This window comes from Amycolatopsis magusensis, assembly GCF_017875555.1.
Taxonomy (GTDB): domain Bacteria; phylum Actinomycetota; class Actinomycetes; order Mycobacteriales; family Pseudonocardiaceae; genus Amycolatopsis; species Amycolatopsis magusensis.
On sequence record NZ_JAGGMS010000001.1, the window covers coordinates 891086 to 907035 of the forward strand.

At 69.9% G+C, this 15950-nt stretch carries 15 protein-coding genes and 1 tRNA gene; 8 read left to right on the plus strand and 8 right to left on the minus strand.

The features are described from left to right. Positions 1 to 6 precede the first annotated feature (6 nt). Both bagA and bagB read left to right on the plus strand, forming a co-directional pair. Positions 7 to 1011 carry an ATPase BagA gene (bagA, locus tag JOM49_RS04225; RefSeq protein ID WP_209663050.1) on the plus strand — a complete coding sequence of 335 codons (1005 nt, stop codon included), beginning with the start codon at positions 7 to 9 and terminating at the stop codon, positions 1009 to 1011. After that, positions 1011 to 2138, plus strand: coding sequence for an ATPase BagB (bagB, locus tag JOM49_RS04230; RefSeq protein ID WP_209663051.1), 1128 nt, complete (start codon positions 1011 to 1013; stop codon positions 2136 to 2138). Before bagA ends, bagB begins: the two co-directional genes overlap by 1 nt. Here bagB and JOM49_RS04235 read toward each other — a convergent pair. Next, positions 2135 to 2458 carry a WhiB family transcriptional regulator gene (locus JOM49_RS04235; RefSeq protein WP_209663052.1) on the minus strand — a complete coding sequence of 108 codons (324 nt, stop codon included), beginning with the start codon at positions 2456 to 2458 and terminating at the stop codon, positions 2135 to 2137. The genes bagB and JOM49_RS04235 overlap by 4 nt on opposite strands. A gap of 312 nt (positions 2459 to 2770) precedes the next feature. Here JOM49_RS04235 and JOM49_RS04240 point away from each other — a divergent pair, with 312 nt between their 5' ends. The 3 genes from JOM49_RS04240 to JOM49_RS04250 all read left to right on the plus strand — a co-directional run bounded on the left by JOM49_RS04240 (position 2771) and on the right by JOM49_RS04250 (position 6084). After that, complete coding sequence (locus JOM49_RS04240; protein WP_209663053.1) at positions 2771 to 4927, plus strand: transglycosylase domain-containing protein; 2157 nt, start codon at positions 2771 to 2773, stop codon at positions 4925 to 4927. Positions 4928 to 5054: 127 nt separating this feature from the next. Further along, on the plus strand, positions 5055 to 5981 hold the full coding sequence (locus tag JOM49_RS04245; protein WP_209670777.1) for a metallophosphoesterase: 927 nt from the start codon (positions 5055 to 5057) through the stop codon (positions 5979 to 5981). A gap of 29 nt (positions 5982 to 6010) precedes the next feature. Continuing rightward, a tRNA-Pro gene (locus JOM49_RS04250) sits at positions 6011 to 6084 on the plus strand. Between the two features lie 345 nt (positions 6085 to 6429). Here JOM49_RS04250 and JOM49_RS04255 read toward each other — a convergent pair. Continuing rightward, positions 6430 to 7197: a class I SAM-dependent methyltransferase gene (locus tag JOM49_RS04255; RefSeq protein WP_282770663.1), complete on the minus strand. Its 768-nt coding sequence runs from the start codon at positions 7195 to 7197 to the stop codon at positions 6430 to 6432. 97 nt (positions 7198 to 7294) lie between these two features. Here JOM49_RS04255 and JOM49_RS04260 point away from each other — a divergent pair, with 97 nt between their 5' ends. Then, the gene (locus tag JOM49_RS04260) at positions 7295 to 9127 is read left to right on the plus strand and encodes a prolyl oligopeptidase family serine peptidase (RefSeq protein WP_209663054.1); all 1833 of its coding nucleotides are present in this window, start codon (positions 7295 to 7297) and stop codon (positions 9125 to 9127) included. Positions 9128 to 9206: 79 nt separating this feature from the next. Here the strand turns inward: JOM49_RS04260 and JOM49_RS04265 are convergent, their stop codons facing one another. The 3 genes from JOM49_RS04265 to JOM49_RS04275 all read right to left on the minus strand — a co-directional run bounded on the left by JOM49_RS04265 (position 9207) and on the right by JOM49_RS04275 (position 10825). Next, the gene (locus tag JOM49_RS04265; RefSeq protein ID WP_209663055.1) at positions 9207 to 9683 is read right to left on the minus strand and encodes a Dps family protein; all 477 of its coding nucleotides are present in this window, start codon (positions 9681 to 9683) and stop codon (positions 9207 to 9209) included. A gap of 14 nt (positions 9684 to 9697) precedes the next feature. Next, entirely contained in the window at positions 9698 to 10129 is a 432-nt protein-coding gene (locus JOM49_RS04270; protein ID WP_209663056.1) for an organic hydroperoxide resistance protein, read from the minus strand. 126 nt (positions 10130 to 10255) lie between these two features. Then, a complete protein-coding gene (locus JOM49_RS04275) occupies positions 10256 to 10825 on the minus strand; it encodes an NADPH-dependent FMN reductase (RefSeq protein ID WP_209670782.1) in 570 nt (189 codons plus the stop codon). 180 nt (positions 10826 to 11005) lie between these two features. Between JOM49_RS04275 and JOM49_RS04280 the strand changes: the two genes are divergently transcribed. Continuing rightward, the gene (locus JOM49_RS04280) at positions 11006 to 12061 is read left to right on the plus strand and encodes an alpha/beta hydrolase (protein ID WP_209663057.1); all 1056 of its coding nucleotides are present in this window, start codon (positions 11006 to 11008) and stop codon (positions 12059 to 12061) included. Positions 12062 to 12139: 78 nt separating this feature from the next. On the opposite strand, the gene JOM49_RS04285 is transcribed toward JOM49_RS04280, so the two are convergent. Continuing rightward, positions 12140 to 13573: a catalase gene (locus JOM49_RS04285; protein ID WP_209663058.1), complete on the minus strand. Its 1434-nt coding sequence runs from the start codon at positions 13571 to 13573 to the stop codon at positions 12140 to 12142. A gap of 194 nt (positions 13574 to 13767) precedes the next feature. Here JOM49_RS04285 and JOM49_RS04290 point away from each other — a divergent pair, with 194 nt between their 5' ends. Next, the gene (locus JOM49_RS04290) at positions 13768 to 14895 is read left to right on the plus strand and encodes an MFS transporter (RefSeq protein WP_209670784.1); all 1128 of its coding nucleotides are present in this window, start codon (positions 13768 to 13770) and stop codon (positions 14893 to 14895) included. Here the strand turns inward: JOM49_RS04290 and JOM49_RS04295 are convergent. Together JOM49_RS04295 and JOM49_RS04300 are read right to left on the minus strand one after the other, a co-directional pair. Continuing rightward, positions 14892 to 15275: a DUF8711 family protein gene (locus JOM49_RS04295; protein WP_209663059.1), complete on the minus strand. Its 384-nt coding sequence runs from the start codon at positions 15273 to 15275 to the stop codon at positions 14892 to 14894. The two genes, JOM49_RS04290 and JOM49_RS04295, sit on opposite strands and share 4 nt — an antisense overlap. A 197-nt stretch (positions 15276 to 15472) precedes the next feature. Then, a complete protein-coding gene (locus JOM49_RS04300; protein WP_308158644.1) occupies positions 15473 to 15937 on the minus strand; it encodes a MarR family winged helix-turn-helix transcriptional regulator in 465 nt (154 codons plus the stop codon). Positions 15938 to 15950 lie beyond the last annotated feature (13 nt).

The following is a 15950-nucleotide window of genomic DNA, read 5'->3' on the forward strand; positions in this document are numbered from 1 at the left end:
GGCGACGTGACCACTCCCCCGGCCGGCTGGACCGACGAACTCGCCAGAGCCCGGCTCCACTTCGTCACCGGCAAGGGCGGTACGGGCAAGACCACGCTCGCCGCCGCGCTGGCGCTGGCGCTCGCCCACGGCGGGCGCCGGGTGCTGCTGGTCGAGGTCGAGGGCAGGCAGGGGGTCGCGCAGCTCTTCGACACCGAGCCGCTGCCCTACGCCGAGCAGCGGATCGCCTCCGCGCCGGGCGGCGGCGAGGTCCGCGCCCTGCACATCGACGCCGAGGCCGCGCTGCTCGAGTACTTCGAGATGTTCTACAACCTGGGCTTCGCCGGGCGGACGCTGCGGCGCATGGGCGCGATCGAGTTCGCCACCACGCTCGCGCCCGGCCTGCGCGACGTGCTGCTCACCGGCAAGATCAAGGAATGCGTGCGGCGCACCGAGTCCGACGGCCGCTACTCCTACGACGCGGTGATCGTGGACTCGCCGCCCACCGGCCGGGTGGTCAAGTTCCTGGACGTGACCAAGGCGCTGACCGACCTCGCCAAGACCGGCCCGATCCGCGGCCAGGCCGAGGGCGTGGTGCGGCTGCTGCACTCCGGCGAGACCGCCGTCCACCTGGTCACCCTGCTCGAGGAGATGCCGGTGCGTGAGACGGTCGAGGCGGTGGCCGAGCTCGACGGCGCCGATCTGCGCCCGGGCGCGGTGCTGGTCAACCGGGTCCGCCCGCCGCGGCTGCCGGCCCGCTCGATCACCGCCGCCGCCGACGGCCGGGTGGACGCCTCCCGCGTGCGCGACGGCCTGGCCTCGGCCGGGCTGGCGCTGGACGAGGAAACGCTGGAAGCACTCGTCGAGGAGACCGTGGAGCACGCCATCCGCGTGGCCGCCGAGCAGCGCGCCCGCGAGCAACTGTCCGAAGCGGACCTGCCGACCATCGAACTGCCGGACCTGACCGACGGCGTGGACGTGGCCGCGCTCTACGACCTCGCCGAGGCACTGCTCGAGCAGGGGGTGCGCTGATGGCCGAAGTGCTGGACACGGACGCGCTGATCGACGACGAGAACACCCGCGTGATCGTCTGCTGCGGTTCCGGTGGCGTCGGCAAGACCACCACCGCGGCCGCGCTGGCCCTGCGCGCGGCCGAGCGCGGCAGGCAGACCGTGGTGCTCACCATCGACCCGGCCCGCCGCCTCGCCCAGGCGCTGGGCCTGCGCGAGCTGGGCAACCACCCCAAGCAGGTCAGCGTCGAAGGCTTCGAGCCCAAGGGCGAACTGTGGGCGATGATGCTCGACATGCGCCGCACCTTCGACGACATGGTGCGCGTGCACGCCGGCCCGGAACGCGCCGAGCAGTTGCTGGCGAATCCCTTCTACCAGACCATTTCCACCTCGTTCTCCGGGACGCAGGAGTACATGGCGATGGAGAAGCTGGGCCAGCTCGCCGCCAGCGGCGACTGGGACCTGATCATCGTCGACACCCCGCCCAGCCGGTCCGCACTGGACTTCCTGGACGCGCCGACCCGGCTGTCCACCGCGCTCGACGGCCGGATGATCCGGCTGCTGACCGGTCCGGCGAAGGCGGGCAGCTGGGGCCTGCGCAAGGTGGTCGGCGCCGGGTTCAGCATGTTCGCCAAGGCCGTCTCGACGATCATCGGCGGGCAGCTGCTGACCGACGCCTCCGCCTTCATGCAGGCCTTCGACACCATGTTCGGCGGCTTCCGCGAGCGGGCGCGCAAGACCGCGGAACTGCTGCGCTCGCAGGGCACCGCGTTCCTGGTGGTGGCCGCGCCGGAGCCGGACGCCCTGCGCGAGGCCAGTTACTTCGTGGACCGGCTGTCCGAGGAGTCCATGCCGCTCGCCGGGCTGGTGGCGAACCGGACCCACCCGGTGCTCGCCGAGCTGACCGCGCCGAAGGCACTGGCCGCGGCCGACTCGCTCGAACGCTCGGAGAAGACCGCGCCGCTGGCGGTGGCCGTGCTCCGGCTGCACGCCGACCGGGTGGCGCTGGCCGACCGCGAGCGGCGGCTGCTGGCCCGGTTCACCAAGGCCCATCCGGGGGTCCCCGTGGCGGGGGTGCCCGCGCTGCCGAGTGACGTGCACGACCTCGACGGCCTGCGTGACATCGGGGACCGGCTGGCCGGCGGCTAACCGACCCGGACGGCGTCCTCGGCTTCTTCGGCGTCGATCCCGGCGAATTCGCGCTTGGCCGTCATCAGCAGTTCCTGCCAGGACCCCACGTCCGGGCGGCGGCGCAGCAGCGCGCGGCGTTCCCGTTCGGTCATCCCGCCCCACACCCCGAAGCTGATCCGGCTGTCCAGCGCCTCGGCCAGGCATTCGGTGCGCACCGGGCACCCCATGCAGACGAGTTTCGCCCGGTTCTGCTCGGCACCCCGGACGAACAGTTCGTCCGGATCGGTGTCCCGGCAGGACGCGTGGACTCGCCAATCGACCTTGTTGTTGTTTTCCATGCCCCCAAGCTCCCTACCTGTTCGATCCCGCAGGCGGGCCTGTCCGGGGTGCCTGAACACCCTGGGTACCCGCGAGCCGGTCTCTCCCTGTGCTCACGTCGACTCCCGGGGGCCCTCCCTTGGCCACCGGTACCGCCGAACCGACCAGTCCGGGTCACGCCGGACTCACCCATCCGTTGGCTTCTTCCGTGAGTTGTGACGGACTGTATTGGCCATCGGTTCCCCCGCCAAGTTGCCGGTGGTCTTTCGTTACCTCTGCACACGCCCGACGAGGTCACTCCTGCCACACGGGGCACGCGTAGGCTGGGGCGCGTGCGGAAAGCGGACGGACTGTTCAAATTGCTCGGCCTCTGCCTGCTCGCGGGGGTGCTCGTAGCCGGTGTGCTGTTCCCGGTGGCCGGTGCCGCCGGAGTGGTCTCCAACCAGGCGAGCGAGACCGTCGACAGCATGTCGTCGGAGCTCGCCACCGACCCCCCGCCGCTGGTCAGCACGGTGACCGACAAGGACGGCAAGCCGATCGCGACGCTGTATTCGCAGTACCGGATCCCGACCGCGGCGAACGAGATCTCCGACGCGATGAAGTACGCGCTGATCTCCGTGGAGGACCGCCGGTTCTTCGAGCACCGCGGGGTGGACTGGAAGGGCACCATGCGCGCGGCGATCTCCAACGCCAGCGACGGGGACACCCAGGGTGCGTCGACCCTCACCCAGCAGTACGTGAAGAACTACCTGATCAACGTGGTCTACCGGGACAACAAGGTCGGTCAGGAAAAAGCCCAGGAAGCTTCCATTGCGCGAAAGCTCAAGGAAGCCCGGATCGCCATCCAGCTCGAAACGAAGATGAGCAAGGACCAGATCCTGGCCGGCTACCTGAACGTGGTCGAGTTCTCGCGGCAGGTCTACGGCATCGGCGGCGCGGCGAAGGCGTACTTCAACAAAACGCCGAAGGAGCTCGACGCCAAGGAATCGGCGCTGCTGGCCGGGCTGGTGAACAACCCGATCATGTTCGACCCGTGGAAGAACCCGGAGCGCGCCAAAGAGCGCCGCGACCTGGTGCTCGACCGCATGGTGGACAACTTCAAGCTCGACCGCGCGGACGCGGAGAAGCTGAAGAAGGAACCGCTCGGCGTGGTCGAGGACGCCCCGAGCAAGCCGGCCGCGAACTGCACCGGTGCCGGCCCGGAGAACGGTTTCTTCTGCCAGTACGTCGAGGACTACCTGCTCAAGAGCGGAATGTCGAAGGACGACCTGTACACCGGCGGGTACACCATTCGCACCACCATGGACCAGCGGGCCAACCACGAGGCCAAGGTGGCTGCGGAAACGCAGGTGAAGAAGAACCAGAAGAACGTGGCGAACACGCTTTCCTTGGTCAAACCCGGCAAGGACCGGCACGAGGTGGTGGCACTGGCGGCCAACCGCGACTACGGGACGGACGCGAACAGCGGGCAGACCACGTACGCCCTGCCTTCGGGGATCTACAACACCGGAGGCGCGGGTTCCAGTTACAAGATCTTCACCGCCGCGGCGGCGATGGAAAAGGGCGTCGCGGGCATTTACAGCACCATTCAGACCCCGGAATTCCACACTTCGAGGGTGTTCACCGGTGGTGGCCCCCAGTGCCCGACGGTGGCCCGCGGCACCCGCGCCTACTGCCTGAGCAACGCCAGTGACGGTTACGGCGGGTCGATGACGCTGCAGAACGCGCTGGCGACCTCGCCGAACACCGGGTTCGTCATCCTCGAGGAACAGACCGGGATGGGCCCGGTGGTGGAGATGGCCAGCCGCCTCGGCCTGCGCGACACGATGGCCAGCAACCTCGGTGGTGGCCCGGTGAAGCCGGACTCGCAGGAATCCGGGGAGAACGTCAGCCAGAGCGTGTTCTTCAGCCCGAGCGAGCGCTCCCCCGGCCAGGGTTCGTTCACCCTCGGCCCGAGCCCGACCTCCGGCCTGGAACTGGCGAACGTCGCCGCGACGATCATGAGCGGCGGGGTCTGGTGCCCGCCGACGCCGATCGCCCAGGTGCTCGACCGCGACGGCAAGCCGGTGCCGATCAAGGAGCAGGCCTGCGAGCAGGTGATCGAGGAGCCGCTGGCGAACTCGCTGGCGATCGGCATGAGCAAGGACGAGATCCCGCCGGGCACTTCGGCGGGCGCCGCCTCTGGCGTCGGCTGGAACCGGCCGATGATCGGCAAGACCGGCACCACGCAGGGCAACGGTTCGGCGACCTTCGTCGGCGCCACCCCGCAGCTGGCCGGTGCGGCGATGGTGTTCCGGCCCGAAGGCGGCAAGGGCGGTATTTGCGACGGCGGTGTCGGGAACGTCTACACCTGCGGCACCGGGAACATGTTCGGTGGCAAAACCCCGGCGCGCACGTGGTTCGGGGCCATGTCGAAGATCCTGGAAGGACAGGAGCCCATGCAACTGCCGCCGTCCGATCCGCGCTTCGAGCGCGCCGGGCGCCGCTGATCCGGTAGGCCGTTGAGACGACATCCTCACCCGGGCAGGTCGGTGACACCGTATTGTGGATGACGTGAGCACGCAGGGTAGTACTGGGAAAACCGGACGGCGGGGCAGGCGGATCCGCAACTACGCACTGGGCACGATCGCCTTGGGCGCGGCCGGGATCGGTTACGCCGCCGGGATCGAGCGCAGGCACTGGACTCTGCGCACCGAGGAAATCCCCGTGCTGGCACCGGGATCGCGGCCGATCAAGGTGCTGCACATCTCGGACCTGCACATGCTGCCCGGCCAGCGGTCCAAGCAGCAGTGGGTGGCCGCGCTCAGCGAGCTGAAGCCGGACCTCGTGGTCAACACCGGCGACAACCTCGCGCACCGGCAGGCCGTGCCGTCGGTGCTGCGCGCGCTCAACCCGCTGCTCGGAGTGCCCGGGATCTTCGTCTTCGGCAGCAACGACTACTACGGCCCGAAGCCGAAGAACCCGGCGCGCTACCTGATGCCGAAGGGCCGCAAGAAACTGATCCACGGGCTGCACCTGCCGTGGCGCGACCTGCGGGCCGCGCTGATCGAACACGGCTGGCTGGACCTGACCCACGTCCGGCGCACGGTGGAGGTCGCCGGGCAGCAGGTGTTCGCCGCCGGGGTCGACGACCCGCACCTGCACCGCGACCGCTACGCCGACATCTCCGGCGAGGCCGACCGCGGCGCCGCGCTGCGCATCGGGGTCACGCACTCACCGGAACCGCGCGTCCTCGACCCGTTCGCCGCCGACGGCTACGACCTCGTGCTCGCCGGCCACACCCACGGCGGCCAGCTCCGCATCCCCGGGTACGGCGCGCTGGTGACCAACTGCGCCCTCGACCGCAGCCGCGCCCGCGGCCTCTCCCGCTGGGGCGCGAACATGTGGCTCCACGTTTCCGCTGGTCTGGGCACTTCGCCGTACGCGCCGGTGCGCTTCGCCTGCCCGCCGGAAGCCAGCCTGCTGACCCTGGTCGCCAGGGACGAACGACCCGGCGAAGTCCACAAGGCCACCCGCCGCAAAGCCCGCACCGACGTCCGCTAGACTTCTCCACGACCCGTTAAGCAGTACCTCGGGGTGTGGCGCAGCTTGGTAGCGTGCCTCGTTCGGGTCGAGGAGGTCGTGGGTTCAAATCCCGCCACCCCGACGCACAGTAGAGGAAGCCCTTGTTCGCGGAAAACGCGAACAAGGGCTTCTTTGTGTTTCCCCGGGGGTCGAACCCCCGGACCCCCGCCAGGGGGCCCCAGCCCCCTGGACCCCCGGGTGGCGGGGTGCAGCTGATCTTGAGGTGCTCGACGACGCCGGTGCCGGATCGGTGGTCACCGACGCCGCTCTCGCCCGCCGCGTGACCACTGCGCCACCGTCGACCTGCACCACATTCCCGAAGGACCCGGCCACCGGCCCGCCGTGCCATTCCCCGGGCGCAGCCGGGGCTTGGTTGGTCTTGTGGTGCGGCGTCCTGGCGGTGTTGGGAGTGGCGTGGTCGGTGGGGTTATCGGTTGGCGATTATGTCTACCCAGCATTGGCTGAATTGGCCGTCTCCGGCGCGGGACCAGACCCAGGCGCTGCGGGCGGCGCTCGCCAGTTGCGGGTGGTCGGCGCCCGCCGACTCCAAGCCGGCGATCAGGCCGTTCTCCACCTCGCGCGACAGCTCCCGGTAGGTCAGGTCCGCGCGGTACCGCACGTGCTCCCGCACCCCGCCGAAACCCGCCCTCGCCACCTTGTCCGCGATGTGGCGCCCGGCGAACGGGTCCCCGCCGTCGCGGCGGCGGAGCAGGTAGTGACCGCGCAGCGCGGCCACCACGTTCGCCGTCTTCGGCCGCAGCTTCGCCCGGCTCCAGTCCGGTGTGGACAGAGCGAGCACACCCCCTGGCCGCAGCACGCGCCACAGCTCGGACAGCACCACCTCGGACCGCGAGACCATTTCGAACAGGCCGTGCGCGAACGCGAGGTCGAAACTCCCGTCGGGCAGCGGCAGCGCGTACTCCGAACCGGCGACGAAGTCCACAATGGACGAGCCGACCGCGTAGCCCGCCGTCTCACCCACCGGACCGGGCACGTGGTCCACCCCGACCACCCGCAGCTCGTCGGCCGACGAGGCCAGGCCGTGCGTGGTCACCCCGGTGCCGCAGCCCAGGTCCAGCACCCGCATCCCCGGCCGCATCCAGCGCAGGACGAACGCCGTCCGCTCGGCGCCGACGCGCGCGGACACCTCCGAGAGCTCGAACGGGGGCCGTCCCGGCGCGAATGCCTCCTGCACTCCGCACACAGTACGGCCAGAGCACGACACGTTCGAGCAAAAGATTCTCCGAGCCCGGGGTCCCCACCCCGATGGCCCAAGCTGGCAGGATCGAGCCGTGAGCACCCCGTACCCACCCGCCCAGGTCCCTGACCGCCTCTTCGACGACGAGGCCGCCGAAGCGCGGTGGCGCGCCCGCTTCGGCGCGTCCCGGATGTCGGCGCCCGACTGGGCCGTCGACGCGCCGGACGCCAGCATCTACGTCTCCAACGCCAGCGGTGTGTGGGAGGTCTACGCCTGGAACCGCGCCACCGGCGCCCACCGCAAGGTCACCGACCGCCCCAACGGCACCATGCACGCCGTGCCCTCCCCGGACGGCCGGTGGATCTGGTGGTTCAACGACACCGACGGCGACGAGTTCGGCTCGTGGGTGCGCCAGCCGTTCGACGGCGAAGGCACCGCGGAGCCCGCGATCCCGGACGTGCACGACGGCTACTCCGCCGGGCTCGACATCGGGCACCGCGTCGTGGTGGTCGGCGTGTCCACCGACGACGGCAGCGAGCTGTTCGCGCGCACCGGCACCGAGACGAAGACCTTCTACCGCCACGAGGACGACGCGGGCATCGCCGGGCTGTCCCGCGACGAGACGCTGGTCGCCATCGCGCACTCCGAGCACGGTGATTCGCGCCACCCGGCCGTCCGCGTGCTGCGCACCGAGGACTTCGCCACCGTCGCCGACAAGTGGGACGGCGAGGGCAAGGGCCTGACCCCGCTGGAGTTCTCGCCGGTGTCCGGCGACCAGCGCCTGTTGCTGCTCCACGAGCGCCGCGGCCGCGAGGAACTGCTGGTCTGGGACACCGCTGCGGACACCGAGACCGAGCTGGAACTGGACCTGCCCGGCGAGGTGAGCGCCGGGTGGTACCCGCAGGCCGACGCGCTGCTCGTGGTGCACTTCCACCAGGGCCGCAGCTCGCTGTACCGGTACGACCTGTCCACCGCCGAATTGTCCTCATTGGACACCCCGCCGGGGCGCATCGGCGGCGCGGGCGTCCGCCCGGACGGCACGGTCGAGTACTCGTGGTCGAACGCGGCGAAGCCCCCGATGATCCGCGCACGCACGGCCGACGGCGACGAGCGCGTGCTGCTGACCCCGCCGGGCGAGCCCGCGCCGGAGTCGGCGCCGGTGGTCGACGCCTTCGTCGAAGGTGTCGGCGGCCGGATCCACGCGCTGTACTCGCGGCCGGTCGGCGCGCCGGACGGTCCGCTGCCGACGGTGTTCGCCCTGCACGGCGGCCCGCACGCGGCCGACGAGGACCGGTTCTCCGCCTACCGCGCGACCTGGCTGGACGCCGGGTTCGCGGTGGTCGAGGTGAACTACCGCGGCTCCACCGGCTACGGCTCGGCGTGGCGGGACGCGATCGAGGGCCGTCCCGGGCTGACCGAGCTGGAAGACGTGGCCGCGGTGCACGACTGGGCTGTCGAAAATGGACTCGCGGACCCGGCGAAGTGCGTGGTCAACGGCGCTTCCTGGGGCGGGTACCTGACGCTGCTGGCGCTGGGCACGCAACCGGCGCGCTGGGCGGCCGGGATCGCCGGGGTGCCGGTGGCGGACTACGTCGCCGCCTACGAGGACGAGATGGAGCAGCTGCGCTCGTTCGACCGGGCGCTGTTCGGCGGTTCGCCGGAGGACGTGCCCGCGGTCTACCGCGAGTGCTCGCCGATCACCTACGTGGACGCGGTCACCGCGCCGGTGCTGGTGCTGGCCGGGGACAACGACCCGCGCTGCCCGATCCGGCAGATCGAGAACTACCTGGACAAGCTGGGCGCGCGCTCGGCGCCGTACGAGTTCTACCGCTACGACGCCGGCCACGGCTCACTGGTGATCGCCGAGACGGTCAAGCAGACCGCCATCGAGGTCCACTTCGCGCAACGCGCCCTCGACCTGGCCTGACGCTAGGAGTGGGGCATTACTTGCATCCATTGCAAGTAATGCCCCATTCATAGCATTCGTCAGGCTAGCTGGGACGGGGTCAGGCGGCTTGGGCCTGCCACATCCAGTGGGCCTCTTCGAGCTTGTTGGTGATCTCGATCAGCAGGTCCTGGGTGACCAGGTCGCTCTTGTCGGTCTCGTCGATGCGCTTGCGCAGCCGCTGGATCAGCTCGGCGAGGATGTCGACGATGGCGGCGACGGTCTTCTCGTCGGACTGCCAGTTCTCCGGGTAGTCCGGCAGGCCCGAGCTGGCGACCACCGTCTTGGCCTTGCCGTTCGGCGAGATGCCGATGGCGTTGGCCCGCTCGGCGACCGAGTCGGTGTAGGTCCGCGCGGTGTCCACCAGCTCGTCGAGCTGCAGGTGCACGCTGCGGAAGTTCTTCCCGACCACGTTCCAGTGGGCCTGCTTGGCGATCAGCGACAGGTCCACGAGGTCGACCAGGGTCGCCTGCAGCACGTTCCCGGTGACTTCCTTGTCGCTCTCGCTGAGCGGACTCTTGATCGGCGCGTTTGCCATGGTGTGCCGTCCTCTCAATCCGTGGTGGTGGCGGTGACCTCGACCGCGATGTTGCCGCGGGTGGCGCTGGAGTACGGGCAGAGCTGGTGCGCCTGGGTCACCAGTTCGTCTGCTTTGCCCTGTTCCATGCCGCTGAGCTTGGTGTCGAGTTCGACGCTCAGTTCGAACTTCCCCTGATCGTTCTTGCCTATGCCGACCCGCGCGGTGACTTCGGACGCACCGGGGTCGACGCCGAGCTGACGCGCGGCCACTTTCAGCGCGCTGTGGAAGCAGGCCGCGTAGCCCGCCGCGAAGAGCTGTTCCGGATTCGTGTGTTCCCCGCCGGGACCGCCGAGCTCCTTGGGGGTGGCCAGCGTCTCGTCGATGACCCCGTCGGACGAGGTGACCTCGCCGTCCCGGCCTTCACCACGGGCCACCGCCTCGGCGGTGTAGAGCGCCTGGACCAATCTCCTCGCCTTCCTCCGCTGTCGGGTGCATCGGGTCGTCACCCCGTACAACGCCAGGTGGAGGGCCGAAAATGCCGCACCATGACAGGCGTCACCCGGGCGGATACCCGGGTGCGGTCTGCCGAATCAGTGCCCGGCGCGGAAACGCGCGAATTCCACCACTTGGGTACCGATGGTGCGGAGGGTGAACTCGGCTTTCTCCGAGGAGCAGCCGCCCCCCTCGTCGAACTTGACCTCGGCGGAGTTGATCGCGCCACCAAGCGGCGTCGGCCAGCCCCGCAGGGAGTGCGTGATGGTGCGGAGCTGGGCGAGCGTGGCGACCGAGGCCTGCCAGCCGAAGGCGATCGAAGCGAGGCCGACCGCGCGGCCGTCGAGGTACGGGCGTTCGTCGCCGCGCAGGTCCTCGATGTAGTCCAGGGCGTTCTTCACCAGGCCGGACAGGGCGCCGTGGTAACCGGGTGAGGCGATGATCACGCCGTCGGCCGTGCGCACCTGTTCGACCAGGTACGCCGCCTCCGGCGTGCGGTCGATCTCCCCGGCGTCGTAGAAGGGCAGCGCCAGGTCGGAGCCGGTGATCGCGAGGGTTTCCGCGCCCGCGCTCTCGGCGCCGGCCAGCGCCAGGCGGAGGGCGCGCTCGGTCTGGGAACCGTCCCGCAGCGAGCCGCCGAGGCCCACCACCTTGATGGCCATCCCCATCACCGCGCCTTCCACGTCCCCGGCAAGCCTGTCACCACTCACTCATTCGAGGCTAGCCCCTCCACTTAACTGGAGGACCAGGCATTCCACCCGAGTTCCGCGTCACACCACCCCCTGGCGAGCGGTGCTACTGGCAAGTAGCCTCATACCGCCAGTATCTCGGCCGGGAGGAAACCCACCATGACCGTGCCCGTGCAGATCCGCGTGCAAGCCGCCGCGGCCCAGTTGCTCTACGCCCTGCCGACGCCGGTCAAACGGCTGATCGCCGGGGCGCCGATCCGGCTGGACGGGCAGGAACTGGCGCTCGACGCGCAGTTGCTGCTGCGGCTGCAGCAGCTCACCGGTGCCGAGCTGGCCGGGCAGTCGGTGGAGCGCTCGCGCGCGGACCTGGACGTGTCCCGCCACCTGGTCAGCGGCAAGCCGATCGAGCCGGTGCACACCCGCGAGCTGACGATTCCCGCGCCGGCGGGCGGTATCGAGGCGACGCTGTACACCCCGGACGGGCTGCCCGAGCCGTCCGGCCTGCTGGTGTTCTTCCACGGTGGCGGCTGGGTGGTCGGCACCAGGAACAGCCACGACAACACCGCGCGCTTCCTGGCCAAGCACGCCGGTGTGCGCGTGCTGTCGGTGGACTACCGGCTGGCGCCCGAGCACCCGTTCCCGGCCGCCGCCGAGGACGCGCTGGCGGCCTTCGACTACGCCCACGCCAAGGCGGGCGAACTGGGCGCGGACCCGGCGCGGATCGCGGTCGGCGGGGACAGCGCGGGCGGTAACCTCGCGGCGGTCACCGCGCTCGTGACGACCCGGCGCGGCGGCCCGGCCCCGGCGTTCCAGCTGCTGTTCTACCCGGCGGTGGACATGAGCACGCGTCGCCGGTCGCGGGAGATCTTCGGCAACGGCTTCTTCCTCACCGACGCCCAGATGACCTGGTTCGCCGACCACTACGCCCCCGAAGGCGTCGACCGGACCGACATCCGCATGTCGCCCCTGCTGGCCGAAGACCTCAGTGGACTGCCGCCCGCCTACCTGGCCACCGCCGGGTTCGACCCGCTGCGGGACGAGGGCGAGGCGTACGCGAAGAAGCTCGAAGAGGCGGGCGTGCCGGTGGCGTTGAACCGACAGGAGGACCTGATCCACGGCTACGTGAACTTCCTCGGCATCGGCCGCCGTTTCCGCGAAGCCACCGCCGAAGCCGCGGGCGCGCTGCGCCTCGGGTTGAGCAAGAAGAAGAGCTGACGTGAAGCGGCCCGGCGAGTCCGAGGACTCACCGGGCCGCTGTGTGGTGGGAGCGTCCGCCCTCGACGGGCGGGGGTCCTACTTCCCGAACGCCGCGGCGACCTTGTCGCCGAGGTTCTTGTCCACATTGCGCCAGTACTCGAAGACGCGCTCGAGCACCGGCTGGGAGACGTCGTTCGAGGCGTGGCCGATGATGTTGCTCGCCAGCCGGTCCCGCTGCTCGTCGTCCATCACCTCGCGGACCAGGGTGCCCGGCTGCCCGAAGTCGTCGTCCTCGGCGTGCAGCTTGTAGGCCGAGCGGATGACCTCGTCCTCGACGCCGTAGGCCGACGCGGTCTCGCTCGCGTCGGCGTGCGGGCCGCCGAACGAGTTGGGCGCGTAGACCGGGTCGCCCGGATTGTTGAAGCGCATCTGACCGTCGCGCGAATAGCTGTGCACCGGTGACTTCGGCGCGTTGACCGGCAGCTGGGTGTAGTTCGCGCCGATGCGGTAGCGGTGCGCGTCCGGGTAGGCGAAGAGCCTGCCCTGCAACATCTTGTCCGGCGACGGGCCGATGCCCGGCACCAGGTTGGACGGCTCGAAGGCGGCCTGCTCGATCTCGGCGAAGTAGTTCGACGGGTTGCGGTCGAGCACGTAGCGGCCGACCTTGAGCAGTGGGTAGTCGCCCTGCGGCCACACCTTGGTCAGGTCGAACGGGTTGAACCGGTAGTCCGCGGCGTCGGCGTAGGGCATCACCTGGACGTGCAGCGTCCAGCTCGGGTGGTTGCCCTTCTCGATGTTCTTGAACAGGTCGCGGATGTAGAAGTCGGAGTCCACCCCGGCGATGCGGTCGGCGTCGGCCTGGGTCAGGTAGCCGATGCCCTGGTCGGTCTTGAAGTGGTACTTGACCCAGAACTTCTCGCCGCCGGCGTTCTCCCACAGGTAGGTGTGCGAGCCGTAGCCGTTCATCTCACGCCAGTTCGACGGGATGCCGCGATCGCCCATCAGCCAGGTGACCTGGTGCGCCGACTCCGGGCGCAGGGTCCAGAAGTCCCACTGGATGTTGTGGTCGCGCAGGTGGTTGTCGGCGCGGCGCTTCTGCGAGTGGATGAAGTCCGGGAACTTGATCGGGTCGCGGATGAAGAACACCGGGGTGTTGTTGCCGACCAGGTCGTAGTTGCCCTGCGAGGTGTAGAACTTCACCGCGAAGCCGCGCGGGTCGCGCCAGGTGTCGGGCGAGCCGTTCTCCCCGGCCACCGAGGAGAAGCGGATCACGCTCTCGGTCCGGGTGCCCGGCTGGAACAACGCGGCCTTGGTGAACTGGCTGACGTCCTCGGTCACCTCGAGGAAGCCGAACGCGCCACCACCCTTCGCGTGCACCACGCGCTCCGGTACGCGCTCGCGGTTGAACTGCGCGTTCTTCTCGATGAGGTAGTGGTCCTGCAGCAGGATCGGGCCGTTGGCCCCCAGCGTCAGCGAATCGTTGTCGCTGGCGACCGGGATGCCCACGTTGTTGGTGGTCGGCTGGGTCACGCCGGGGCCTCCTCGTAGTGGCGGGGTGGAGCTCGGGAGCACCTCCCACCATGCCCAGTTTTCTGGAACGAGTCAAGAAAACCTGTGGGCTCGGCTAAAAAACTTGCACGGGTGTACCAGGAATTGGTGTGATCGGCTTCGTGCCGCTCCAGCCCTACCGCCGCCTGCTCGCGCTGCCGTCAGTACCCAGCTCGATGCTGCTGATGTTCTTCGCGCGGCTGCCGGTCACCGCGATGGGGATCACGCTCACGCTGCACGTGGTCAGCGACCTCGGCCGCGGTTACGGCGAGGCGGGACTGGTCGGCACGGCGTCCACGGCGGGCAGTGCACTGGGAGCGCCCCTGGTCGGCCGGATGATCGACCGGTACGGGCTGCGGCCGGTGGTGCTGGTCTGCGGCACGGTCTCGGCCACCTACTTCCTGTCCACCCCGCACCTGCCGTACCTGGCGCTGGTGCTGGTCGCACTGCCCGCCGGGGTGCTGGCCGTGCCCGCGGGCTCGATCGCGCGGCAGGTGCTCTCCGCGCTGGTGCCGGAGACGCAGCGGCGGACGGCGTACTCGCTGGACACCGTGTCGCTCGAAGTGACGTTCATGATCGGTCCGGCGGCCGGGATCCTGCTCAGCACGCAGTTCTCGTCGGCGGTCGCGCTGACCTCGATCGGCGTGCTGTCCGGTGTGGTGGCGGCGCTGCTGTACCTGACGAACCCGCCGGTGCGCGCGGGGCACGAGACGATCACCGGCACGCGGCCGCCGCTGCGGTCGTGGCTGAGCGCGGAGCTGACCGCCACCCTGCTGATCGCCGTCGGCGCGTTGTTCGTACTGGTCGGCATGGAACTGGCCGCGCTGGCGTCGCTGCGGGAGAACGGCGAGGTCGGCTGGACGGGTGTGGTCATCGCGGTGATGTGCGTGGCGTCGCTGGCGGGCGGCATCGTGCACGGGGCGGTGCACCGGTCGTTGTCGCAGGTGACGCTGATGGTGTTGCTGGCGGTGCTGACCATCCCGGTCGGCCTGGTGGACTCGCCGTGGTGGCTGCTGGCGCTGGTACTGGTGCCCGCGAACGTGGTGTGCGCGCCGACGATCGCCGCCACCACGGAGGCGGTCACCTCGCTGGCGCCGGTGCGCGTCCGCGGGGAAGCGATGGGCCTGCAGGACTCGGCGACGCGCATCGGCCTCGCCCTCGGCGGTCCGGTGGTCGGATTCGTGATGGACCACTCGTCGCCGGGCTGGGGCTTCGCGGCCTCCGGCCTCGGCGGTCTCCTGCTCGCCTCGACCGGAATCCTGCTGCGACTCCGCTTCCGCACGCGAACGGCGGTGGCTTCCTAGAGGCAGGCCTTCTGCAGCTGCTCGAGATCGGTGAGGCTGCGCTGGAGCCAGTCGTTGACGTTGCCGAGCTGGTCGGACTTCTGCTGCTCGAGCTCGACGTAGGAATCGGCCATCGCGAAGAGGGTCTGCTGCACGTCCTGCTCGGCGACCTGGTTGCCCAGCTCGCGCAGCTTGGTGGCCTTCTCGCCGGCCTGCGCCTGGAGCTGCGCGGGGTCCACACTGGGATCGAAGTTCGCGATCCCCAACGCCTCCGTGCACGCGGCGGCTTTGCTGGTGGCGTTGTTGGCCTGGTTCACCGCCTGGGACACCTCGTCACACCCGGCGAGCACCAAGCCCAGCACCGCGATCCCGATCAGGTGTCGTCCAGCAAATTTGGTCATACCGCCCAACCTACTCGAATCCGACACCCCCAGGACGGGAGGCCTTTTTTGTGGTCGTTTCCGCCCCCGTACATCCCCCGCCCTTCCCTGGGGGGGCGTCCCCGAACCCAGCGTACCGAGATCGGCGGGGGCGCAGGGGGGATGCACCGGATCTGTGGACAACCGGTGGTGTTGTGGATGAAGTCCGCCGAAGAGGGCTACCGCCGCGACGAGAGGGTCGAGCGCTGATGAGCGTGGTGCACCTTCGTCAGCACCGTCGCCAGTAGTTGCTTTTCCTTCTCACTCAGGTGCGAACCGAAGTGGGCATCGATTCCGGCCCGGTAGGCGGGCGTCGTCTGGGCCAGGCGCCCGCGGCCCGCGTCGGTGATCGTGGCCCAGTGGACGCGCCGGTCCCGCTCGTCGCGGACCTTCTCGACCAGACCCGCCCGGGCCATCTCATCCACCAGCCTGCTCACGCGCGTGCGGCTGAGCACCACGCGCTCGCCCAGGTCCTGCATGCGCAACCGGCCCGACTCGGCGCCGTCCAGTTCCAGCAGCACGTCGCACCAGGTCAGCGGCAGGTGGCCGGCGCGATCGAGGTCGGCGTCGATCGCGCGCAGCGCCGCGTCGTGCGCCAGCACCATGGCGCGCCAGGCGGCCGCGCCCAAGTCCTCGGTGTGCACGGATAAAGTATAG

Bases quoted from the DNA above. Each gene is read 5' to 3' on its own strand.
- bagB (WP_209663051.1), top strand. From the start codon at position 1,011: ATGGCCGAAGTGCTGGACACGGACGCGCTGATCGACGACGAGAACACC.
- JOM49_RS04235 (WP_209663052.1), bottom strand. From the start codon at position 2,458: ATGGAAAACAACAACAAGGTCGATTGGCGAGTCCACGCGTCCTGCCGG.
- JOM49_RS04265 (WP_209663055.1), bottom strand. From the start codon at position 9,683: ATGGCAAACGCGCCGATCAAGAGTCCGCTCAGCGAGAGCGACAAGGAA.
- JOM49_RS04275 (WP_209670782.1), bottom strand. From the start codon at position 10,825: ATGGGGATGGCCATCAAGGTGGTGGGCCTCGGCGGCTCGCTGCGGGAC.
- JOM49_RS04280 (WP_209663057.1), top strand. From the start codon at position 11,006: ATGACCGTGCCCGTGCAGATCCGCGTGCAAGCCGCCGCGGCCCAGTTG.
- JOM49_RS04290 (WP_209670784.1), top strand. From the start codon at position 13,768: ATGCTGCTGATGTTCTTCGCGCGGCTGCCGGTCACCGCGATGGGGATC.
- JOM49_RS04295 (WP_209663059.1), bottom strand. From the start codon at position 15,275: ATGACCAAATTTGCTGGACGACACCTGATCGGGATCGCGGTGCTGGGC.